A 22,870-nucleotide genomic window follows, 5' to 3' on the forward strand; every position below is an offset into this window, starting at 1 on the left:
TCGATGCGCGGCAGCATACTTGCCTTCGTCGCAGGCGTGTGGCTGCTGCAACAGCAGGCGCTGTTGCCCGATCTGGCCTGGGCGTGGGGCTTGCCACTATTGGCTACTGCCTACTGGTTGCCGCGTCACCGGCTGCCTGGGGCAATACGCCGTGGACTGTTGCTGGGCACGCTGTTTGGCGCCGGATTCCTGTTTGCCGCGGCGGTTGCCGGGCAGCGCATGCAGGACGCGCTGCCGCCGACGTGGGAAGGCATGGACATCGCGCTCAGCGGCGTGGTGGCCAGCCTGCCGGTCAACACCGAACATGGCCAGCGCTTTGAATTCGATGTCGAGCAAGTGATCACCCCCGGTGCGCACGTGCCGCGCCATATCCAGCTCAACACTTACACCACGGCCTTCAACGGCAAGCCGCTACCCAATGCCCCGCGTGTGCATGCGGGTGAGCGCTGGCGTTTCACGGTGCGCCTGCGCCGTCCGCACGCCAACGCAAATCCTCATGTGTTCGACCTGGAGGCCTGGTTTCTGGAACGCAATCTGCGCGCCATTGGTAACGTGCGCGACAGCGCCGATAACCGGCGTTTGCGTGTCTTCGTGATGCGTCCCGGTTATGCGGTGGAGGCAGTGCGTGAAGCCATCGCATTGCGCATTGACCGCGTGCTGGCGGGCGAGCCCTACGCCGGGGTGCTGAAGGCGCTGGTGATTGGCGACCAGTCCGCCATCCCGCCTGTGCAATGGGCGCTGTACCAGCGCACCGGAATTACGCATTTGATTTCCATCTCCGGTTTGCATGTGACCATGCTCTCCGGGCTGGCGTTTGCGCTGGTGTACTGGCTGTGGCGGCGCAGCGTGCGCCTGACTCTGCGGCTGCCGGCACGGCGCGCGGCGGTGCTGGCAGGGGCGTTCACGGCGCTGCTGTATGTGCTGCTGGCAGGATTTGCGGTGCCGGCACAGCGCACGCTCTACATGCTGCTGGTAGTAGCCGTGGCATTGTGGTCGGGACGCGTGATTGCGCCGACCCGCGTGCTGCTGTGGGCATTGCTGGTGGTCGTGCTGCTTGATCCGTGGGCGGTACTGTCGGCGGGATTCTGGCTGTCGTTCGGTGCGGTCGCGGCGATGCTGTTCGCCACCACCGCACGGGTCGGCAAGCCGCACTGGCTGCGTGCCTGGCTGGCGACGCAATGGGCGGTGACGCTGGCATTGGCGCCGGTCCTGTTGCTGCTGTTTAGCCAGCTGTCGCTGGTGTCGCCGCTGGCCAATGCATTTGCCATACCGCTGGTGAGTTTCGGCGTGACACCGCTGGCGCTGGCCGGCAGTGTGCCAGGCATGGACTGGCTGCTGCATGCCGCACACTGGCTGATGGCCGGGTGCGTGTGGGTACTGGACTGGCTGGCGCGCCTGCCGCTGGCGTTGTGGCAACAGCCCGAACCGCGTGCCGCCGCCATGATGCTGGCGCTGCTGGGTGCGCTGTGGCTGCTGCTGCCGCGCGGCTTTCCGGCGCGCTGGCTGGGGGCGCTGCTGATCCTGCCGGCCTTGCTGACGCCAGCGCCGCATCCTGCGCCAGGTGCGCTGTGGGTAACCGTGCTGGATGTGGGGCAGGGGCTGGCAGTGCTGGTGCGCACTGCGCATCACGCGCTGCTGTTCGACACCGGGCCGCGCTATACGGCTGAATCCGACAGCGGCAGCCGGATCATCGTGCCGTATCTGCGTGGCGAAGGCGTGACGCGGCTCGACGGCCTGATCGTGTCGCACGACGATAACGACCACAGCGGCGGCGCGTTGTCGGTACTGCGCGAAGTGCCGGCAGGCTGGCTCGCCAGTTCGCTGCCCGCCACGCACCCGGCGCTGTCAGCCGGAGTGCGCAACCTGCGCTGTGTGGCCGGGCAGCACTGGCAATGGGATGGGGTGAATTTTGCCGTGCTGCACCCCACGCAGGCCAGCTATGACAATGCCCGCCTGAAAGACAACAATCGCGGCTGCGTGCTGAAAGTGGCTGCCGCGGGTGGCAGCGCATTGTTGTCCGCCGACATCGAAGCGCGCGATGAAGCCGAACTGCTGGCCAGCGTGCCTGAGCAATTGCCCACCACCTTGCTGGTCGCCCCGCATCATGGCAGCCGCACTTCGTCCACGCCGGATTTTGTTGCTGCCGTGCATCCTGCCGTCACTGTATTCACGGTGGGCTATCGCAACCGTTTTGGTCACCCGCGCGGTGATATCGTGGCGCGCTATGCAGGGCAGCGCAGCCGTTTGTTGCGCTCTGACAGCGATGGGGCGGTAGAGGTGAATTTTGTCCCGGGCCTGGCGCCCAGTGTTACAGCATGGCGGCAAACCCGGCAGCGATATTGGCAGGCTGGCGTGCGATAATTCAGCCCATGGTTACCACGCATACCCCCAGCGCCAGTTGTGGCGACAATCTCGATCCCGATGCGGCGCTCGCGCACCTTGCCGGGCAGTTTGACGCCAGCGGAGTGGCGCTGATTCGCGCCGCCGGCGAACTGATCCTGACCGAGCCGGACACGCTCACCGCATTCGGTGCAGCACGTATCAGTCACGCCATCGGCAGCGCCACGCAGGTGGCCGATCTGCACCTGGATGCCGACAGTGTGGCAGCGGCGCTGCTCATTGGCCTGACTGACCCCTGGCAGGATGATGTGCTGAGTGCACAACTCAATCCGCAGGTGGTCAAGCTGGCGCGCGGTGTGACGCGCATGGACGAAATCGGCCAGCTGGTGGGCGGTGGCGAGTCGGCGCGGCGTGATGGGCAAAGCCAGGTAGAGGGATTGCGCCAGATGTTGCTGGCGATGGTCGAGGACATTCGTGTGGTGCTGATCAAGCTGGCCGAGCGCGCGCATGCGTTGCGCTGCCTGGTGCAAAGCGACGACGAAACGGCGCGAACCCAGGTGGCGCGCGAAGTGCGCGAGCTGTTTGCGCCGCTCGCCAACCGGCTCGGGGTGTGGCAATTGAAGTGGGAAATGGAGGATTTGTCCTATCGTTTTCTGGAGCCGGAAAATTACCAGCGCATCGCACGCCTGCTGGACGAAAAACGTCTCGATCGCGAGCGTTATATCCAGGACGTGGTGGCCAGATTGCAGGCTGAACTGCACGCTGTCCACATCCAGGCCGAGGTGACAGGCCGTCCCAAACACATCGTCAGCATCATCAACAAGATGAAGCGCAAGCATCTGCAATTCGACCAGCTCTACGACATCCGCGCGGTGCGCATCCTGGTGCCGGAACTGCGCGACTGCTACACCGCGCTGGGCATCGTGCACAACCTGTGGCAGCCGATCAGCGGCGAATTCGACGACTACATCGCGCAGCCCAAAAGCAACGACTATCGTTCGCTGCACACCGGTGTGATCGGCCCTGAAGGCAAGGCGCTGGAGGTGCAGATACGCACCTTCGACATGCATAAGCACGCCGAGCTGGGCGTGGCCGCGCACTGGCGTTACAAGGAGGGCAGCAGCGCCGCCGCCGGTGCCGAGGACAAGATCGCCTGGTTACGCCAGATTCTGCAATGGAAGGACGAAGTGGCGGACAGCGCCGAACTGGCCGAGCTGTTCAAGAACGAGCTGTTTCAGGATCGTGTTTATGTGCTCACGCCGCAGGGGCGGGTGATCGACCTGCCTGCCGGCGCCAGCCCGGTGGATTTTGCCTACCACGTGCATTCCAATCTGGGCCATCGCTGCCGGGGAGCCAAGGTGGATGGAGTGATGGTGCCGCTCAACACGCCGCTGAAAAACGGCCAGCGCGTGGAAATCCTTACCGTCAAGGAAGGCGCGCCGAGCCGTGACTGGCTCAATCCGGCGCTGGGCTATCTGGTCACCCAGCGCGCCCGTGCCAAGGTGCGGCACTGGTTCAAGTATCTGCACTTCGAAGAAAACGTCGCTCAGGGACGTGCCATTCTGGACAAGGAGCTGCATCGCCAGGGGTCTGCGGAGGTCAATCAGGACAAGCTGGCGCAGAAATTCGGCGAATCGCGCGTCGATGAGTTCCTCGCCGCGCTGGGGCGCGGCGACATCACGCCGCACCAGGTGGCGAGCGCCCTGCAGGAACAAACTGCGCTGCCCGTGGAGACGCCGGCCAAGCGCCGGACAAGCAAGGCGCCGACCGATAAACCCGCCGAGGGCATCCTGATCGAAGGGGTGAGCAATCTGCCGGTAACGCTGGCGCGCTGCTGCAAACCGGCGCCTCCCGACGCGATTGCCGGGTATGCCACGCAGGGACGCGGCGTCACCATCCATCGCCGCGACTGCGCCAACATTCAGCGCATATCGGGCGAGCGCCAGGCACGTCTGCTGGCGGCGACGTGGGGCGAGGACAGCGCGTTCGAGAGCGAAATCTGCGTCACCGCTTTCGACCGTCACGGCCTGTTGCGCGATATTTCCGAGGTGCTGGCCAAAGAGCGGCTGGCGGTGGTGCGCGTCAATACCGAATCCAAAACCGATATGGCGGTGATGCACTTTCATGTCCATAGCGCCAGCCTGCAACCGCTCAACCGCGCGCTGGCGCGCATCAAAGGCCTGAGCAATGTCATCGAAGCCGTCCGCAAGGGCTGAGTTTGCGCCGGTACGGCGGCGCGAATATTGGGCATGGGCGATGTACGATTTCGCCAATTCCGGTTACACCACGGTGGTCATCACCGCCGTGTTCAGCGCGTATTTCGTCGCCACCATTGCGGGCAACGCGGAGTGGGCAACGTTTGCCTGGACTGCCGGACTGGCGCTGTCGTACCTGCTGATCATGCTGACCGGGCCAGTGCTGGGCGCCTATGCCGACCTCCACGCCGCCAAGAAAAAACTGCTGGCTGTCACCACTGTGGGTTGCGTGCTGTTTACCGCCGCACTGGCGCTGGCCGGACCCGGTGCAGTGTGGCTGGGGCTGTTGCTGATTGTGTTGAGCAATTTCTTTTACGGCAGCGGCGAGAATGTCATTGCCGCATTTTTGCCCGAACTGGCAACCGGGCGCGATCTGGGCAAGGTGTCGGGCTGGGGCTGGAGTCTGGGTTACCTGGGCGGTCTGCTCAGCCTGGGCTGCGCGCTGGCCTACATCACCTGGACGCAGAGCCGCGGGCAGGATGCGGCGCATTATGTGCCGGTAACCATGCTGATTACTGCCGCGTTGTTTGCCTTGTCCAGCCTGCCGACTTTTTTGTGGTTGCGCGAACGCGCCGTGCCGCAGCCGGGACGTCATACACACCTGTGGCGCGATACCTTCTCACGGCTGGGACACACACTGGTTCATCTGCGCCAGTATCGCGATCTGACGCGGTTTTTTGTGTGCATCGTGTTTTATCAAGCCGGGGTGCAGGCGGTGATCGCGCTGGCCGCCATTTATGCGCAACAGGCCATGCATTTCCAGATACAGGACACGCTCAAACTGATCCTGGTGGTCAACATCACGGCGGCCATCGGCGCGTTCGTGTTTGGATATGTGCAGGACCGCATCGGCCATATCCGTACCATTGCGCTGACTTTGCTGGGCTGGATCGCGATGGTGCTGATAGCCGCCAGCGCAGAAGGGCGCGACGCGTTCTGGCTGGCCGCCAATCTGGCCGGACTGTGCATGGGGGCCAGCCAGTCGGCGGGGCGCGCCCTGGTTGGCTATCTCAGTCCGCGCGCGCGGCTGGCCGAATTCTTCGGATTGTGGGGTTTCGCGGTCAAGCTTTCCTCGATTCTGGGCCCGCTGACCTACGGCGTGGTGAGTTGGGTGTCGGGTGGCGATCACCGTCTCGCCATGTTGCTGACCGGCAGCTATTTTGTGATCGGCCTGGTCATTTTGATGGGCATCAATGTGCGCCGCGGGCGCCGCGCAGCATTGCGTGGGCATCGGGTTTTACCCGCCGCGTGATGCCTCCCCGATAAAGCGAACAATCAGTTCTGGCTGTTGCGACGCAGCAAGTCGGCAAGTACAGCCCGGGTCTGGGGAAGCATGCAGGTAAAGCGCACGCAAACACAATTGTCGGCATCGCCAGCGTAAGCGACGACTTTTCCATACAAACAGGTGGTCTGGTCAGTAAAGTTATCGGGCAGCAGATAGATCGCGATATTGGTGAGGGGGGATACTGCTCGGGTGGTCACGATTTCTGCGGCCTTGGCAGACAATCTGGTAAGGCTGCCTGCGAATGTTTCTTCGCTAATGGATTTTTCGTCGATGATGGCGCAGCTAACCGTTATCGCCTGATGCAAAGCCTGCAGCTCATCCGTATAACGGGGCAGGAAAGAATTATAGGTGGCGATGCCGCCAGCTTCATAAACGCTAACCGGGTCAGCGACGCCTTTCGGATGCACGATAAATTGTCCATCTATTCTGACTATGGCTCCCGTTTGCGACAAAGTCGCTTCGGATATCAGTATCTGGTTTCCACAACAGTAGGATTCGAGACGCGCGGCCAGATTGACATGCTTGCCTACCACGCTATATTTCGATCGCGTTTCGGAGCCGATATTTCCCACAATGGCTTCTCCTGTGTGAATGCCGATTCCCATGGAGAGCTCCGGCAAGCCATGTGTCTGGTTATATGCATTAACGGACGCCATCGCCTGCTGCATCGCAACCGCACAGCCGACGGCGCGTTGCGCATGATCCGGTTGTTCGCTGGGCGCTCCGAAAAACGCCAGCATTCCATCTCCCAGAATTTCATCGACGATGCCGTGGTGATCAGCAATGATTTTAGTCATTGTGCCGAGGAAATTGTTCAGCATGTGCACAATTTGAACGGGCGTGAACGGGCCTTCCGAAATCAGGGTGAATCCTCGCAAGTCGGCCACCAGAACGGTGACTGTGCGGAGCTCGCCGCCAAACTCGAGCGCTTCAGGCGATGCCAGAAGCTTATCGACGACTTCGCTTGCGACGTAGCGCCCAAAGATGTTGCGAATGAGCGTGTTGCGCGCTTCCAGCTGGCTGGCGAGCATTCTGACTTCATCCGAGGCGCGCTTGAGCGCGAGCTGTGTTCGCACTCGCGCCGGCACCACGGCGAGATCAAGCGGTTTCATGATGTAATCGTTGGCACCCAACTCGAGGGCGCCAACGATATCGGTGGATTCGCCCCTCGCCGTTACCATGATGACGGGCAATTCGGACATCGAATAAGTCGTGCGTATCAGCTTGAGAACAGCTATGCCATCGATGCCCGGCATTTCGATATCGAGCAGAACGAGGTCGAACTTGTGCTCCAGCAGCATATTGAGCGCACTTTGCCCGTTCTCTGCGACGATCACGACGTAGCCCAGCCGGGTCAGGCGGCGCGACAAAATATCCCGGTTCATTTCATTGTCGTCGACGACCAGCAACATTCCCGGATCGGATTTCATGACCTGGTTGCAGCTTGCAAAAGCATTTGAATTTTGTCCAGCAGGCGCTCGATCTCGACTGGTTTGGTATCGTAATCGTCACAGCCGGCAGCAAGCGCCCGTTCCCTGTCGCCCTGCATGGCGTGAGCGGACAGGCCGAGGATCGGCAGCGCGCACAATTGAGGGTCTTCCCGAATGCGCCTTGCAACTTCGAAGCCGTCCAGTATGGGCAGGCTGATATCCAGCAAAAGCAGGTCTGGACAATGACTCCTCACTTTTTCGATCGCTTCCTCACCGTCCATCGCGATATCGACTTGATACCCCCTGCGTTCCAGGCGGCGCATCAGCATATCGCGGTTCAGTTCATTGTCTTCCGCCAGCAATATTTTGACCATGATCTTTCGTCCTAAAATTAGGGCAATGGATGGAATATCACGCCTCGATTGCCCACGCCTCCATCAGAGTTATGGCTACACTTCGATCAATCGCTTGATATCCCCCGGTTTTGACGGAACTCCGCTTTGCAAGCGCCGCCAATCGAATCCGTTATTTCCCGTAACAGGACCGCGCGACTCACAGTGGATTTTTCGAGTATCTTCTGCACATTCATATTCAGTCGAACGCGCTCCTCCTGGGTCAGGTTTTTGCCTGTCAGAACGACGATGGGGATCGTTCGCCATTGCGCATTCCTGCGCAGCTCATCTATGAACTGTAGACCATCCATCACCGGCATGATCAAATCGAGCAGAATGATCTGGGGCGGCGCCTGAGTGGCGAGCAGCTCCAGCGCAACGCGCCCATTTTCCGCCTCGAGGATGGTCCAGCCTTCTTTTGCAAGCATGCGGCCGGTCATGGTCCGCGAATTGTCGTCGTCTTCGACCACCAATACGCGCCCCTGGGGAGCGTCGCAGCAATATTTCCTGACGAGTGTGAGTAGCCGCTCGCGATCGATAGGCTTGGTCAGATAGTCCGAAGCGCCCAGCGAATAACCCATGTCTTTTTCGTCCAGAATCGTGACGACAATGATCGGTATGTCCGCCAGATCAGGGTCGGCTTTCAACTCGGCCAGGACCGTCCAGCCATCGACGCCGGGCATCATGATGTCGAGCGTAATCGCCGTCGGATGAATTTGACGGGCGAGACTGAGTCCACTTTCACCATTTGGCGCGGACACGGCCTGGAAGCCATCCTTGGATAGAAATCGGCTGATGATTTCCCGCGCGGATGCGTCGTCATCAATGACAAGCACGGTGCATTTCGACTTGCTTTCGCCGCCCTCGTCCCTCGCGTCAACAGAGGCTTCATTCTGCTCAACTGAAGCATTGCCGGCGGAAATATCTGCCGGCAACCAGACCGTAATTTGGGTGCCATGGCCTACCTGGCTCTGTGCTTCGATATACCCGCCCATCATTTCGCAGAATCGTTTGCAGATGGCAAGGCCCAGCCCTGTTCCTCCGTATTTGCGAGAGGTTGATACATCTGCCTGGGAGAATTCCTGAAACAGGTTCTCCATCTGCGCCGCACTGATGCCTATTCCGGAATCCGCCACCGCGAAACTCAACCATCGCTCGCCTGCCTTATCCATTTCGCCTACCGTCAAGGAAACTGCGCCCTTGTCGGTAAATTTTCCTGCATTGCTCAGCAAGTTAAGCAGGATTTGCCGCAGCTTGGTTATATCGGTCCGTATCGGAGCCATGTTTGCCGGGCAAATTATGGAAAATTTATTGCCGCTCTTTTCCACCAGCGGACGAACCGTCGTCTTCACGTCGTTAACGAGTGATCCGACATCGACATTCTCTACGTAGAGCTCCATTTTTCCCGCCTCGACCTTGGACAAATCGAGAATATCGTTGATCAACGACAGCAAGTGTCTGCCCGAGGAATGAATTTTCTTCAAGTCCTGGATGAGTGGCTCCTGGTCCGGACTCTCGTGTTCTTCCATGAGCATTTCGCTATAGCCAATAATTGCATTCAGCGGCGTGCGCAGTTCATGCGACATTCTTGCCAGGAATTCGGATTTATGTTGTGTCGCCTGTCTCAGCCTTTCGTTCACTTCCTTGAGCTTATCCTGCTGCATTTGAAGTTCTGCTGTCCGTGCCGCGACTTTCTGTTCGAGACTGACATTAAGTTGCTCGATTTGCCGGTACGCGGATGCGTTCGCCATGGCTACCGCAAGCTGGCTGCAAAGCGTGGCTATCAGCTTCAGATCCACATCGGTCAGCGCTTTGTCGAGGCTTTCCACTATCAGGATACCTAGCGTGCGCCCCTCGAATTTCACAGGCGCGGCCAGAAAGGAGCGGGCGTCCAGAATATGTGACATTGGCCCATAAATATGCGGCTGTTCCCTGCTCACATCCGCAACCAGCACCGCCTCGCCCTTCAACGCCACTGTGGCGCAAAAACCGCTTTTTTCTTCCAGAGGAATTTCCAGTCCCTGCAATGCCTGCTCGAGATCTTTTGATATGCCTTCCAACTTCCCCTCTACCAGCGCCTGCTTTTCCTCGCTATACCGGAAAAAGATCGCCCGGTCATAGCCTAGCCGCCCTACGACCGCTTTGAGTGTCAAATCAAATAATCTTTCCTGATCCAGGGTCGAACTCATATCGATACCGATATCATGAAGTGTCGATAGTTCTGCCAGACGTTGTTGTTGTGCCTGCGTCATCGTGGACAGAGAATCGGTCATGTGGTTGAAAGCGGTTGCCAGCACGCCAATCTCATCCCTGGAGCGAACCTGGACGCGCTGCGACAAATCGCCGCGCGAAATATTCAGCGCGGCTCGCGCCATGGCGCGAACCGGTTTGATGATGTAGCCCACGCCAAAAAACGCCACAATCACCGCAATCCCGACAATGACCAGCGTCAGAAATATGCCGCTAAGCAGCGTTTTGCGGATTTTATCCAGCACCTTTTCCGTTGACAGGAGTATCTGGACATTGCCCTGCTGAATGACTTTTGGCTTATTGCCGGCGGCAGAATTTCCTTCGCCAAGCAGCATCAGTTCAGTGGAAAGCCGGCTATTGGTTTCGTTACGAATCGTCTGCACCGGAGTAAATGTATGATAGATGCCAATGCCCTTGATCAGATGATGGGTCATAAAGGGCTTATTCCACGCGGGATCTATGGATGTAATGTGTCGGAAGATGTCGGCAAGCGACTTGGTTGCGCTGGGATATTTAAACTGCTCGGCGAGCACTTTCCCCTGCGCATTGCTGATACGCACGTAGATAACGCTTTCTTCCAGCAGGGCACCCTCAGCCACTTCGCGCAGGATCTCGGGGTCTTCCGTCAGAATGCCGTATTTGCTGCTGCGGGCCAGGTTATTGCTGAATGCTTGTGCGCGGCCCTGCAGTTCCGAGGTCAATATTTCTTCCGACTGGCTTAAAAATCGCCAGCTTAAAAAGCTTCCCACCGCCAGAATGATCAAGGCAATGAAAGAGATCGCCTTGACCTTGAGCGAAAGCCGGAATGGGTTGTTAGCTGGAAAATCCATATGCGCAGTTTCGGTGAGGAAACATTCTATTGATAAACCAGCTTTGCCAATTCTATGACCGATTTGGGTATGGCCACGCCAATCTTTCTGGCTGTCTTCAAATTGAGTGAAAGATTGATCTTTCTCGGCGGCCTGGCGCCAGTCTCGGCCAGGCTAACCTGTCCGTCTGTGAATCCAGTGGCCAACTGGCAACCCTGCCGTCCGACGTCTGTGTAATCCGGCGTGAGGGCTGCCAAAGCCCCTGCTTCAACAAAGATATCTGACGCCGCAAAGAACGGAACACCCTTTTCCAGGGTTGTCACCAGGAAATACTTGAATGAATCTGTCGTGACGACGGTCTCATCCGGTACCATCCAGACTGCATCCACTTTTCCCAGCATGCTGCGCAAAGCTTCCGGAACTTCTTTTTGCGAAGTAACGGAAATCGCAACAAGCTGAACTCCAAGTTTTTTCGCGACGTTACCTGCCTCCCGAATAATTTCCCCGGAATTATTTGCATCGTAGATGACACCTATGGATTTGAGTCCTGGCACCAGGGTTTTGTATGTCTTGAACTGTGCCTCGACGGGTATGTTCAACGTGATGCCCGCGATATTGTTACCAATAAGGCCGTATTTTTTTGGATTGGAAACCATGATGTAGAGTGTCGGAATATCCTTGAGATATTCTTTGGCTAGCTTTGCGGCCATCAATCCAATCGCCAGGACCAGTCGCGGTTTCTCTGCACCGATTTCTTGCGCCATGCGCTGCTGCGAAGCGCTATTCCCGCCCAGCGTATATTGCTTGACATTGCTGGCGCAGGATTCCGAAAAACCGGCAAATGCCTGATTGTAGGGATCGAGGTCCTGGCTTCTGATTACTGCAATATCGCCAGCGCCGTTGGCACACAGGGGGAATATCGAAACTGCCACGATAATAGCGAATCGTAGCAGGCATAGTAGCCTCACAGAGCCATCCCTTTATTCGGTACGAACCGGGACGGAATCGCTAAAGTGGTGTTAGGCCAGGGCCGATTAAAAACCATATTCCAGTGCCACTGTGGTAATTAAATCGGAGCGCAGACCGGAGTTGTTCAAAGGGAAAAGTGCATTGGCGGACACAATCAGGTTTTTCGCAAAACCGGGATTCCACTTTACTCCGAGCGCGCCGTTGATAATATTGTCACCAATGGCGCTGCCGTTGGTATATCTGCTACCGATCACGTCCGCGGCTACCGTGTACCTTTCATTTCCGTAATCGAATCCCAATGCATACTCGATGGCGTTCTTATCCGAGGTTTTGAGATTGAACTTGTAACCCAGGTTGATATGAGGTGTGAAAGCACCGAAAGAGCGTGCATATATCAGGTAGGGACGCACGGTCGTATCGCCGGTGCCTAAAAAGTTGTTTGCATCTCCGGTTTCCGTCTTGACCAACACCGCGGCAGCAACATTATTTGTATCCGTTTTCAGCCAGTGATATTTTGCCTGCAACAGTATGTCTCCAAGCCCGCTGGCGCTACCGTGCGCCGCATCGTCCGGACTTTCGCTTCCGAAACTATGTGCTGTAGGAAAAGGGTTGCCAGGCGAAACCACAAGTTGCGCATGGCTGCGCACGTCCATATTGACCCAGACATAAGGCACGAGCACACCGATATCAAACCGGTCGGTAACGCCGTAGGTCGCAGCAAGCGCAAGGATTTTCGCCTTGATGCCAAGGTTGATTCGCAGGTCCAGTGTGTCAAGTTCGAATGAGGTATGTACGTCGGACGGCGGCAAAATATTCGCGTCATGCAAGGCAATGGCATCCAGATTGTTGAGGCTATTGCCCTCGAACTTATTGTATTCAAAGGACGTAAAAGAGAGGTTCGCGGTAAACTTTCCGGCGCCGGTAGTTCGCGGCCGCTCTGCGAAAATGGGCCCGAGACTTTCTGGCGTCTTCAAAAACGTACCAAGATCGGGATTGAACTCGAAGGCGAGTCCGGAAGAGATCGAAGGAAATGGAAAAACCGCGATCTGTGCCGCAATATTGTTATTGAGTTGATTGATGGCTGCGGCTGAATCGACAGAAAAATGCGCCACATGACTCGGAAAGGGCCCGCTTGGTGGTGCGAGTGTGATGCCATCGCCACCATAAAGACCCGGGATCAGACTTTTAAGATCTGCAGCCCATACTTGCAATGAGCTTAACGCAAGAAAAAAAGCTGTTGTCGCCGGCAGTATAGAATGCATTTATCCCTCCCATGTACTATGAGATAGTCAAGCTGCCGGGATGTATTCTGATTTATTTGAGTTAATCATAGCTGGAGTCTGCCATTTTGTGCAACGAAATGCAGTTTCACGAGATTGGACGCGCCCAGCCCCTTATTTTGGAACGCCATTTCAAATATGGGGTCTTGAGGACGGTCTTCTTGCCAGCATCAAAAAACCTTCACTGTATCGGCTTTTCCAACATGTTTGAAGTGCCGATTTGCTTTTGAAGCCTATACTATAATTGGACTTAAGCATTCGCAGGTTATCGGGTTTTCCTGGTTTTGGGAGGGTAAAGGGACATGGGAATTAACATCGATTTCGAATATGAATTTCCGGACCTTGCGCATTTCCTGGGACGCGAAAACACTGCAGAACTGTCACACCTGATGCAGTTGCGGGAAATTCCGGCAGGAATGACATTAATCGACGAGGGTGCAACTGTAGATGCCTTCATGCTGATTTTCTCCGGCGAATTCAATGTCGAGGTAAGCAATCGCGATAAATCATTATTGCTGGGTCAGCTTGGCAAGGGCAAATGGGTCGGAGAGGTTTCCTACTTTACCGGCGATGGTCTTTCCACAGCCAAGGTATACGCTGTGGTTGATTCCAGTGTGCTGGAGCTCAAGCATGCTGATTTTGTTATGACGCAAACACGACATCCGATGTTGGCAAGCATGCTCATTCAGCATTTCGGGGAGTTGATGGCGAAGCGATTGAGGAATTCCAACCAAGCGTTTGAGCAAATTGGTGAGCAGAAACTCGCGCTCATGCTGGCCAGTAATGAAGCGGGTATCAAAGATAACTGGCTTATTGCGATGCTGAAGAAACTGACAGGAATAGAGGTCTGATATGCTTTTAAAAAATTTCCTGAAGAGTCAGTCAGTGTTCAGCAATCTGGCTGATGAACAAGATCTGGATGCGCTGTCCCGTGCCATTTACGTACAGGAATTTCCTGACGCATCCATCATTGTGCAGGAGGGAAAGCAGGGTAAGGAGCTGTATCTTCTGATCGAAGGTAAAGTAAAGGTGACTCACTACGATCCATTGACCGGCACACCGTGTGTTTTGAAAGAGCTGAAAGTAGGTGAGTTGTTCGGTGTTCTTTCGCTGATGGATCACCTGCCTTCCGCAGCCAGCTGTGTGGCTGTCGGGACGGTGAAACTGGGGATACTGCCGCGTGCAGCCTACAATTTATTGGCGAAATCTTCGGCCCCCCTTGCGTTGAATTTCCAGTTGGCTGTGGCCAGACAGATCGCCAACGATATTCGACACCGCAATGATATTTTGCGTGGTTTGATTGGTTAAATTACCCGATTCCACTTCTCGCTAGCTTCTTCGTTGGCAAGGTTTTAGCGTGCTGAAACGGCAGTTGACCAGCTGGTTGCTGATCCGAAACGGTGAAGAGCGTGTTGTGCTCTACCTGTCCCTGCTCTACCTTGCGCTGGGAGCGGGTATGGCAGTGGGTCGTAGTTCCAGCGATGCGCTGTTATTCAAGCGCTTAGGCGTCGAATTTCTGCCTCAGATGTTTTTTCTGACCAGTTTGCTACTGATAATTTTCAGTGCTGTTTACGCCGCATTCTCGGATCGAGTGCATCCGTCGCGCATGTTCAAGTATATCGTTGCACTGACCGGGATTTTTCTGATGGTCGTCTGGTGCGCCATGCAAAGCGGGGGCAGCAAAATAGCCTTTGCGGCGTATTTCCTGGGTTATGGCGTGGTGTCCGAAATCTTGGTGGTACATTTCAATTTATATGTTTCCGGATTCTTGGATATATCGCAGTCAAAGCGCCTGTTCCCGCTCATCAACGCTGCCTCGCGTCTGGGTGGCGTAACCGGCGGCGTGGCACTCGGGGTGCTCAGTTCATGGGTTGCCACCGAATATATGGCTCTGGTCTGGGTACTCACCTTGGTGATGGCGTTTTTCCTGATCGCCGCTTACCATCGGGGCAAGCAAGGGCTCCGCGCCAGGGTTAGACCATTTAACAAGCAGACCAAACCCATGGCTCACATTCGCGAGGGACTTGAGTTCGCCCGGCGCTCGAGCTTGTTGCAAATCGCAGGGCTGGGTTTGTTTGTCATGATCGTGCTGATTTCGATGCAGGATTATCTGGTGAGCACCATTCTTTCCCGGCATTTTCAAAACGAGCGTGATCTGGCGGCTTTCTTCGGCTGGTTCTTCGCTTTCACCAACTTCGCGGTATTGCTGTTGCAGATGCTGGCCACCAATCGATTGCTGCGCCGCTTCGGCCTCAAACTGGTCAGCCTGATTTTCCCTTGGAGCACGGCGGCGAGCTTCGCGCTATTGAGCCTGAGCGCAAGCTTCCTGCCTGCCGTCATCGGTCGCTTTAACTACACCGGCATGATGCCGGCCTTTCGCAACCCATCAGCTAATCTTTTTTACAGTGCACTGCCGGGCTATATGCAGGGCCGAGCGCGGGCGTTGAGCATCGGCCTGATTTTGCCGCTGGGACTCGCAGTTTCCGGCCTGCTGCTGATGTGGGTACCCAAGGAATCGGTTGACGAATCGCTGGCTGTTTTCGGCTTGCTTCTGTCGTTCGTATATATCTATCTCAAAATCGTGAAGAATCGTATTTACGCGGCCAGCCTTGCGCGTTTGATCCAGCAACAGGTATACACCGGGATCGGCGAAGAGTTGGAAAAAATAGGCCGCCTGGATGAACGCGTAGTGGATGAGCTGAAGCAACTATTGCAGCAAACCGAAGATGGCGATAATTACGTCGTCTTTGCGGAGATACTGCTGCACGGTGCACCGCAATACGCCGGTAAGATCCTGCTGGAAACCCTGCCCGGAAAGTCAGCGCTTGTACAAGACCGGCTATTGCCGCGCATTGCTGAATTGGCTCCGCCCGGTTGGCAGGATTATGTGCGGCGCTGTCTGGATTCGGTTGACATTCACCTGCGCGCCACGGCCTTGACCGAATTAGCGAAGCGTGACGATGTGGATGCCTTGCGAGCCATCCATGGATGGCTGGTGCACAGCAATCCGCGTATTCGCGCTGTAGCGGCTCAGGCATGTTTCGCCGTCCAGGACCCGGTCATGCATGAAGTCGCCGAGCGCACATTGCGCTCGATGCTCTACGCAGAAATGCCGGGCTCTATCATTGCGGCGCTGTCGGTAATGCCTGGACTTAAATTGTTTTCACTAGACGATGAAGTGCGGGCGCTTCTGCAACACCCCGACGCAGGCGTGCGAGCTGCTGCCATCGCGGCCACCGGGACAATTGGCGATGTCAGCGAGCGCCTGATCCTGTTGGCACGCGCGTTGCGGGATGAAGATGTTGTAGTGCAGCGCGCCGCGGAAAAAAATGCAGCAACGCTCATGCCCATCACTGAATCTGAATACACGGCCGCACTGGACACCTACTTTAGCTTTTTCCATATGCAATCACTTCTGACAAACTATCTGTCGCAAAGTGAACTTGCGCAACGCAAGACAATATTGCTGGCGATCGCACATCGGCATTTGCAGCGTGCCTGGGATAAAAAGTCCGTCGCCTTGCATGCCCTATCGCTTGCGCAGCAGGCATCGGCCAGGCAGGCCGATGAAGCGGGGTTTTTACGTCTGGTTCTGAATGAAGAAGTGCTGCGGCATATCGGCATCGCTCTGGATATTCTGGCGTTGCTGGATGAGGCGCAGATGGCGCGGGCTATCAGTGCAGCGCTCGCCAGCCGTGATCGACGGCTGCGCGCGCAGGCGTTGGAGTCGCTACGCCACATCGAAAATAACACCCTGGTGGAATGGCTGCTGCCTTTGATTGAGGCCTCACATGATGGTGCGAAATGGGAGCACACTGTGCCCGATATGCCGCGTGATATGAATGAGTTGATTGCCTGGTGCAAGCTGCAAGGTGGACAGTGGCTGAGCCAATGCGCTGCCTCGATGGAAGAGGTAACAAGCCGTGCAGCCCCTGTTTGACCGCATTATTCTTTTGAAGCGGGTGCCGTTTTTCGCGCTGTTGCGTACTGACCAGCTTCGACATATTGTGCCTAAGCTTGAACCGGCCGGTTGGGCCTCGGGCGAGTGTGTCTTCGAGAAGGGGGATCCGAGCGACTGCATGTATATTTTATTGTCTGGCCGTGTGGGTGTTGCCTTGAATGACGATCCGAATAGTACGGAATATGTCGCCCTACTGGGGCCGGGAGACTGCTTCGGCGAGATGGGATTGCTGGATGATCTGCCACGTTCTGCTACAGTGCATGTGTTGGAAACAGCAGAAGCATTGAGCCTGAGCCGGGAGCACCTGCATGGCATGTTGCTGGCTTATCCGGAATTGGGCATTGGCATGCTTGCAGCACTGAGTCTGCGCTTGCGTGAAGCCAATGAAGCCTGGTCGAAGTCAAGAGCTGACATGCCGGGATGAATTTACCGGAGAGTGTACCCACAGACCGGTGTCCCGGCCATTGCAGGGAAGGGCAGCACTGCCTCAGGCGTTTATTGCGCTATCGAGAATGTTTGCGGGGCGCTCATTGATCCATGGTTGAAATCGCCAAGCAACACATTGCCATTACTATCCCGCGCATGTATCACCCAGGAGTAGCGCCCGCCCTGCTGGAGCAGCCCTGGCGGCATGCTTATCCTGGGCTCGGTCACGAGTGCCGAGGTATAGATCACCCGATTATTATTCCACTCGTCCCGCAATGTGACTTGATAGTGGGTGGCTCCCGGCGCAGGTGACCAGGTGAGTTGGATGGGCGGGGAGGATAGCTCGCGCCCTCCTGCGGGCGCTGCGTCGTGGATGATGGGCATTAATGTATGCACCACATAATCCTTTGCTGTCATTTCACGGCCATCCAGGGTTGTTATTATTGCGCTGAACCAGCCATCGGTGGCTTGATTGGAAAGTGGCAGATGCGTGATGAAAACGTGTTTTTCCGGTTTTCCGGGACGGTTGATAGTTCGATAACGCGTCATATCCAATTCGCCGGCCAGTTTCCCATCAGGAAAATACACGCGCACACCAGAGATATTTTGGTATTGCACAGTTGAAAATAGCGCCATATAGAACGGTGGGCGGTCCGGCCAATTACATAGATGAACGTCAAAGAAACCGAGCTCTGTATAGTGTGGATCGGTATTTTCAGCGTTCGGTGTTTGTGCCAATGCACTCAGCGCGAAAAATAACGCAGTGAAAATATAAGCCGGCCATTTACTGTCTTGTTTCATGGATGGGCCCTCATCATTCAGCGCTTGCTAAAATTCGAAGACCTGGTCGTTCACCAGCCTGCGCGCTTGATAGTCGCCAATGCATGTATCGATCTCGCGCATGATGAGCGCGTCCTCCCCGGGTTTCAAATGCGTGATGTAAATTTCCGCGGGGCGCTTAAGCTTGGTCAATTCCTCTTGCAGCATGCTTGGGCACAGGTGCTTGGATAGCACTGCGATTTCACGCTCCTTGTTGGAGAAGGCAGTCTCGATGATCAGGTAACGCAAATTGCCAATGCCATTCACGATTTCCCAAAAAGGGTCGTTGGTCGTTGTGTCGCCGCTAAACACCAGGCTGGCTGTGCCGCTGTCCAGCTGGTAGCCCACGGCGGGAACAGCATGATTGGCGGGCAGCGCAGTGATACGGCGTTCACCTATCTGCACCGGTTTGCCGATGGCAATGGTTTCATAACGCATATATGGCGCTGTTGCAGTGGGGATGCGGCTAAAATCGGGCCAGATTTCCCAGTTAAAGATGTGCCCGCGCAGAATGCCGAGCGTCGCCTCGGTGGCGTGCAAAACTAAAGGTTTGTCGCGCATTCTGGCTACCGTATCCACCATGAGCGGGATGGAGGTAATGTGGTCCATATGGGAATGAGTGATGAATACATGATCGATACGTGCCAGTGCCTCCATCGACAACCGACTCACGCCGGTGCCTGCGTCGATCAGTATGTCGTCGTCAACTAGCAGTGCTGTAGTGTACTGGTCACCGCCGATACCCCCGCTGCAACCCAGAACCTTTATCTTCATCATCCCGTCCTTTAGTCGATCACGTTCTGGTTATTAGGCAATCAATCTTGTCTTAAATGCAAATATGCAGCCTGAATTGGCGAGATTTGGATTGATGCCGGAATTACGAGACATAAAGCAGATTATCCGGCTTGACGCTTCGTCGGCCATCCTCAGATTGTTGCGTCGATGTTTTCCTCAAGGAATCGCTGGTACTCTCGAGTGCTGATGATGTGAGTTCCGTCGCAGTTGAACTGCATGCGTACCGCGTCCTGAACAACACTGAGACCGAGATTTCTGAGATAAAAATTGGGCATTTGTCTCATATCGAGCAGATGGCCCAGAACCGACTCCAGCTTTTCTCTGGGAACCGGATTCCAGTTCGTATGGAACGATCCTATCGCAGTATGCCAGCTATGAGGAAGTGTCTTGAACGTAGCGGTTGCCTGTATGTGTTTATTCATATCACGTATGAATTCAGTCTTTGAATCATAGGCCATCGGCGCGAAGTGGCGATCGATATACGCGGCGGACACTATCTTGCTCGCTGTGTGCACCTCTTCAATGTAAGGCGTGATTACCGAGCAAGTTCTCACCTCGCCATTGTTGAAGCCGATAAATACTTGATATACGCTGGTATCGAACAGCAATGTGCGCAGATTCGGGACGAGGCTAGGAAGAATTTTATCCACGACGCTCTCATAGCGCTCGCGCGTAAATGCCGTCTCACGCAATGAGGGGTCGCCTTTTATGCTTACACGAAGATCGTGCGAACCGATACCGGCTGCGGATACAAGCTGTTCCTTCAAGAACAATTCGATCTTGCGGGACTGCAAAACCAGTAACAGCTTGGCTGCGAAGGCAGGTTGATCCTTGGTCAGACGGATAAAATCGTTCTTCTTCACTTCCCAAAGAACGGCTTCCGACAAGGCCTTTGCCGATGCGCCTCGGGTATCGTTATTGAAGATGGCCATTTCGCCGAAAAATTCGCCGCAGCCCAGAATGGCAATCTCTTCCTGCTTTTCGGATTTATTGAGGGAAATGGAAATATTCCCGGTTTCGATGATATAGACAGCGTTTCCGATATCGCCCTCTGAGAACAGGATAGTCCCGGCGCTCAGCAGCAACCGCGTCGACATCGCAGATAGCGTATTCAACTCCGTTTTCGAAAGTCCGCTAAAGACGTCTTTTTTCTCCATGTTTTTTCTCCTAGGCTGCCAGGGAGAGACCCATCAGTTATGCTGAAAGCATTAGAGCGTGACATATAAAAAAGGTACATCGATATGAGTCCGACATGCTGCCAAGCCCGCAAACAGGATTTTGCGATGAATATCGTATAAGCCTAGGTTACTCAGAGCGGGAGTGCAAATAGCAAATGATGATTATTTCGATGAATCCACAGAATAGGTGTCGCGTTCGCGACACAACATAGCGGTGCATGCTTGCATCAAATGAAATCAAGCAGGATATGCATATGGCGCCATCCATGGTTCCAGATGAGCGTGATATTTCACGAAGCGGAATAGGAGCGGTAAGATATCGTTAAAATTTATGAAAGTGTTCGCATGCAACAATTAGAAGTGGCATTAAATGGTGAATTCGTCGAGCTTAACCAGCTATTGAAACTGGCCGGTGCATGCGACAGCGGCGGTGCCGGAAAAAGGCTGGTCGCATCCGGCGTGGTCTCGGTGGACGGCGAGGTGGAGCTGCGCAAGACCTGCAAGATTCGCGCCGGGCAGGTGGTGAGCCTGGGGGGTGTGCGCATCAACGTCGTGGCTCCTGTCTAGCATGCCGCCTGTGACCACGCAGGTTAAAAGCTCAGCAGTTTTTTTGCTGCTTCCAGGTAGGGCAGGGCGGCCGCCACGCTCATCGCCGGGATGCCCGGCACCATGTCTTCAGGTTTGAGGTCATGTAAATCCATGGAGGTGGCGCACAGTACAAACTGCGCCCCATTTTTCTGTGCCAGGTCCATAAACCCGGCAAGCGATTTCCCTCCCTCCTTGGGAAACACGGTTTCCGCCACACCTTTTTGCAACAACAAAGTGCCCAATCCGGTGAAGTAGACCACTACGCTACGTTCCTCAGCGGCAGCAGCGGCTGCGAGAAAAAATGGCGATGCCAGACGCTTTGGGGTATCCGGGCCACTGGTCATGACGATGCCGAAATCTATATTGGGCATTTGTTCACTCATGTTGTACTCCTCAAGTTATCTTGGAAAAAACAGTCAGCCACGGAGAGCACAGAGACCGCAGAGATGACGCGACTTTCAAAGCGTTGCTTTATCTCTGTGTTCTCTGTGGCTTGAATTAGCCTTCCATGGTGATGTATGTTCGGCTTGGCCCTTGTGGCATTCCCGACGCAGACTGAACGATCCGCTGCCATACACCGCCAGATAAATCATGGCACCCATGATGGCGATGTTTTTCATGAAGTTGTTCATCTGATTTTGCATACTGGCGGCATCCGCATGCCAGAACGCATGAAATGTCAGGGTCACGGGTATCAGCCAGAAGAAAAAGGCGATGGCCGCGTACCGTGCGTAAAAACCAAGCAGGATCATCAGTCCGCCTCCGATTTCCAGCGCTATGGTAAGCGTCAACAGAACATCCGCCATGGGCAGTCCCATGCTAGACATGTATCCTGCCGTCTGTGCAAAGTGGGCAATCTTGCCGAAGCCTGCAATCAGGAATATCTGTGCAATCAGCACGCGCCCAAACAAAGGGCCGAATTTTTCGAAGCTGGTCATTTGCGCATCTCCCTTTTGTGGGTTATTGAAGGTCAAACACGAGCACTTCTGCGGCATGAATGCCCGTCAGGGTAATTTCCGTTTCCTGGCTGATTTCTGCACCATCGCCGCGGTGCAGCGGAAAACCCCTTAGTTCAACGTCGCCTTGCGCAACTTGTAAATAAGCGCGTCGACCCGGCGCCAGCTCCAGGCGCGCAGTTTCACCCTGATTGAGTTTGGTGGCATAAAGCAGGGTGTCCTGATTGATATGCACGGAACCGTCGCGGCCGTCGGGTGACGCCACGACCCGAAATTGTCCTTGCAGTTGCGCAGGATCAAACCGGGTCTGTTCATAGCTGGGGGTCACACCGGTTTTTTGCGGCAGTAGCCAGATTTGCAGCAGGCGCGCGGGTTCAGTTTGCGATGGATTGAATTCGCTATGGCGGATGCCGGTACCGGCGCTCATACGCTGCACATCGCCAGGTCGGATGACGTCGCCATTGCCCAGGCTGTCGCGGTGTTCCAGCGCGCCTTCCAGTACATAAGTGACAATTTCCATGTCCTGGTGCGCATGCATAGGGAATCCGGCGCCGGGTGCGATAACGTCGTCGTTGATGACGCGCAGCACGCTGTAACCCATGTGTGCGGGATCATAGTAGTTTGCAAACGAGAAGGTATGCCAGCTATCCAGCCAGCCGCCATGTTCGGCGTGCCCACGCGTATCGGCTTTACGTATCTGAATCATATTTCAGCCCCTCTATTCTCAATTGTTCAAATGTTGGAGCAAGTCTAGGCAATACGCTCCTACAGATAAAGCGGAATGTTTGGAACGAATTATTTAAAAAAATTGAACAAAGACAGCCTGATCGACTCATTGCATCAATCAATATAGACGAGTTTGGATTTTCACATTGAAAGCCTGCAGCAACTCCGTTACAATGCGGCCTCCTCAGGCGCGTAGCTCAGCTGGTTAGAGCACCACCTTGACATGGTGGGGGTCGTTGGTTCGAGTCCAATCGCGCCTACCAACGGATTCAATACGGATATATCGATGGGGTATGGAAAGGCAGCGTTATGACACCGCGAACTTGCACGACCACAACCAGTCACTATCATCGCGTTAATCCCTGAGTAGGTTTGTATCTGTCAAAAAAGCGCGGCTATCCGCGCTTTTTT

General features: G+C 55.5%; 19 protein-coding genes and 1 tRNA gene. 9 read left to right on the forward strand and 11 right to left on the reverse strand.

Annotation, left to right across the window (positions count from 1 at the left end; genetic code table 11):
* Nucleotides 1-3: 3 nt before the first annotated feature.
* Genes ACFDAU_RS06980 through ACFDAU_RS06990 form a run of 3 tightly spaced genes read left to right on the forward strand, consistent with a single transcriptional unit; the run spans nt 4 to nt 5,847 of the window.
* Nucleotides 4-2,361 (forward strand): DNA internalization-related competence protein ComEC/Rec2, encoded by a 2,358-nt coding sequence (locus ACFDAU_RS06980; RefSeq protein WP_413439261.1) that lies wholly within the window; start codon nt 4-6, stop codon nt 2,359-2,361.
* A complete protein-coding gene (locus tag ACFDAU_RS06985; RefSeq protein ID WP_413439262.1) occupies nt 2,316-4,556 on the forward strand; it encodes a RelA/SpoT family protein in 2,241 nt (746 codons plus the stop codon). The genes ACFDAU_RS06980 and ACFDAU_RS06985 overlap by 46 nt, the downstream gene beginning before the upstream one ends.
* Nucleotides 4,528-5,847: an MFS transporter gene (locus ACFDAU_RS06990; RefSeq protein ID WP_413439263.1), complete on the forward strand. Its 1,320-nt coding sequence runs from the start codon at nt 4,528-4,530 to the stop codon at nt 5,845-5,847. Before ACFDAU_RS06985 ends, ACFDAU_RS06990 begins: the two co-directional genes overlap by 29 nt.
* 23 nt (nt 5,848-5,870) lie before the next feature.
* Here the strand turns inward: ACFDAU_RS06990 and ACFDAU_RS06995 are convergent, their stop codons facing one another.
* The 5 genes from ACFDAU_RS06995 to ACFDAU_RS07015 form a co-directional block, all read right to left on the reverse strand.
* Nucleotides 5,871-7,310 (reverse strand): adenylate/guanylate cyclase domain-containing protein, encoded by a 1,440-nt coding sequence (locus ACFDAU_RS06995; RefSeq protein ID WP_413439264.1) that lies wholly within the window; start codon nt 7,308-7,310, stop codon nt 5,871-5,873.
* On the reverse strand, nt 7,307-7,684 hold the full coding sequence (locus tag ACFDAU_RS07000) for a response regulator (protein ID WP_413439265.1): 378 nt from the start codon (nt 7,682-7,684) through the stop codon (nt 7,307-7,309). The genes ACFDAU_RS06995 and ACFDAU_RS07000 overlap by 4 nt, the downstream gene beginning before the upstream one ends.
* Before the next feature lie 86 nt (nt 7,685-7,770).
* Nucleotides 7,771-10,782 carry a response regulator gene (locus tag ACFDAU_RS07005; RefSeq protein ID WP_413439266.1) on the reverse strand — a complete coding sequence of 1,004 codons (3,012 nt, stop codon included), beginning with the start codon at nt 10,780-10,782 and terminating at the stop codon, nt 7,771-7,773.
* A 26-nt stretch (nt 10,783-10,808) separates the two neighbouring features.
* Entirely contained in the window at nt 10,809-11,693 is an 885-nt protein-coding gene (locus ACFDAU_RS07010) for an ABC transporter substrate-binding protein (protein ID WP_413439267.1), read from the reverse strand.
* A 102-nt stretch (nt 11,694-11,795) separates the two neighbouring features.
* Nucleotides 11,796-12,992, reverse strand: coding sequence for a transporter (locus ACFDAU_RS07015; RefSeq protein WP_413439268.1), 1,197 nt, complete (start codon nt 12,990-12,992; stop codon nt 11,796-11,798).
* A gap of 320 nt (nt 12,993-13,312) precedes the next feature.
* Between ACFDAU_RS07015 and ACFDAU_RS07020 the strand changes: the two genes are divergently transcribed.
* Genes ACFDAU_RS07020 through ACFDAU_RS07035 form a run of 4 tightly spaced genes read left to right on the forward strand, consistent with a single transcriptional unit; the run spans nt 13,313 to nt 17,395 of the window.
* Nucleotides 13,313-13,861 (forward strand): Crp/Fnr family transcriptional regulator, encoded by a 549-nt coding sequence (locus ACFDAU_RS07020; protein ID WP_413439269.1) that lies wholly within the window; start codon nt 13,313-13,315, stop codon nt 13,859-13,861.
* A gap of 1 nt (nt 13,862) precedes the next feature.
* Nucleotides 13,863-14,318, forward strand: a complete 456-nt coding sequence (locus ACFDAU_RS07025; protein WP_413439270.1) for a cyclic nucleotide-binding domain-containing protein — start codon at nt 13,863-13,865, stop codon at nt 14,316-14,318.
* A gap of 49 nt (nt 14,319-14,367) precedes the next feature.
* Nucleotides 14,368-16,950: a hypothetical protein gene (locus ACFDAU_RS07030; protein ID WP_413439271.1), complete on the forward strand. Its 2,583-nt coding sequence runs from the start codon at nt 14,368-14,370 to the stop codon at nt 16,948-16,950.
* Nucleotides 16,934-17,395: a cyclic nucleotide-binding domain-containing protein gene (locus tag ACFDAU_RS07035; protein ID WP_413439272.1), complete on the forward strand. Its 462-nt coding sequence runs from the start codon at nt 16,934-16,936 to the stop codon at nt 17,393-17,395. The genes ACFDAU_RS07030 and ACFDAU_RS07035 overlap by 17 nt, the downstream gene beginning before the upstream one ends.
* A 71-nt stretch (nt 17,396-17,466) precedes the next feature.
* Here ACFDAU_RS07035 and ACFDAU_RS07040 read toward each other — a convergent pair whose 3' ends face one another.
* The 3 genes from ACFDAU_RS07040 to ACFDAU_RS07050 all read right to left on the reverse strand — a co-directional run bounded on the left by ACFDAU_RS07040 (nt 17,467) and on the right by ACFDAU_RS07050 (nt 20,168).
* Complete coding sequence (locus tag ACFDAU_RS07040) at nt 17,467-18,198, reverse strand: hypothetical protein (protein WP_413439273.1); 732 nt, start codon at nt 18,196-18,198, stop codon at nt 17,467-17,469.
* Between the two features lie 27 nt (nt 18,199-18,225).
* Nucleotides 18,226-18,990 carry a 3',5'-cyclic-nucleotide phosphodiesterase gene (locus ACFDAU_RS07045; RefSeq protein ID WP_413439517.1) on the reverse strand — a complete coding sequence of 255 codons (765 nt, stop codon included), beginning with the start codon at nt 18,988-18,990 and terminating at the stop codon, nt 18,226-18,228.
* Between the two features lie 152 nt (nt 18,991-19,142).
* On the reverse strand, nt 19,143-20,168 hold the full coding sequence (locus tag ACFDAU_RS07050) for a cyclic nucleotide-binding domain-containing protein (protein ID WP_413439274.1): 1,026 nt from the start codon (nt 20,166-20,168) through the stop codon (nt 19,143-19,145).
* A 366-nt stretch (nt 20,169-20,534) separates the two neighbouring features.
* Here ACFDAU_RS07050 and ACFDAU_RS07055 point away from each other — a divergent pair, with 366 nt between their 5' ends.
* Nucleotides 20,535-20,756, forward strand: coding sequence for an RNA-binding S4 domain-containing protein (locus tag ACFDAU_RS07055; protein ID WP_413439275.1), 222 nt, complete (start codon nt 20,535-20,537; stop codon nt 20,754-20,756).
* Nucleotides 20,757-20,779: 23 nt separating this feature from the next.
* Here ACFDAU_RS07055 and ACFDAU_RS07060 read toward each other — a convergent pair whose 3' ends face one another.
* The 3 genes from ACFDAU_RS07060 to ACFDAU_RS07070 all read right to left on the reverse strand — a co-directional run bounded on the left by ACFDAU_RS07060 (nt 20,780) and on the right by ACFDAU_RS07070 (nt 22,439).
* Nucleotides 20,780-21,160, reverse strand: a complete 381-nt coding sequence (locus ACFDAU_RS07060; RefSeq protein WP_223247847.1) for a DsrE/DsrF/DrsH-like family protein — start codon at nt 21,158-21,160, stop codon at nt 20,780-20,782.
* A 75-nt stretch (nt 21,161-21,235) separates the two neighbouring features.
* On the reverse strand, nt 21,236-21,715 hold the full coding sequence (locus ACFDAU_RS07065; RefSeq protein WP_413439276.1) for a DoxX family protein: 480 nt from the start codon (nt 21,713-21,715) through the stop codon (nt 21,236-21,238).
* 22 nt (nt 21,716-21,737) lie between these two features.
* A complete protein-coding gene (locus tag ACFDAU_RS07070) occupies nt 21,738-22,439 on the reverse strand; it encodes a pirin family protein (RefSeq protein ID WP_413439277.1) in 702 nt (233 codons plus the stop codon).
* A gap of 206 nt (nt 22,440-22,645) precedes the next feature.
* On the opposite strand from ACFDAU_RS07070, the gene ACFDAU_RS07075 reads away from it, so the two are divergent.
* A tRNA-Val gene (locus ACFDAU_RS07075) sits at nt 22,646-22,722 on the forward strand.
* Nucleotides 22,723-22,870 lie beyond the last annotated feature (148 nt).

The sequence above is a fragment of the Sulfuriferula sp. GW1 genome, assembly GCF_047300855.1.
Taxonomy (GTDB): Bacteria; Pseudomonadota; Gammaproteobacteria; order Burkholderiales; family Sulfuriferulaceae; genus Sulfuriferula.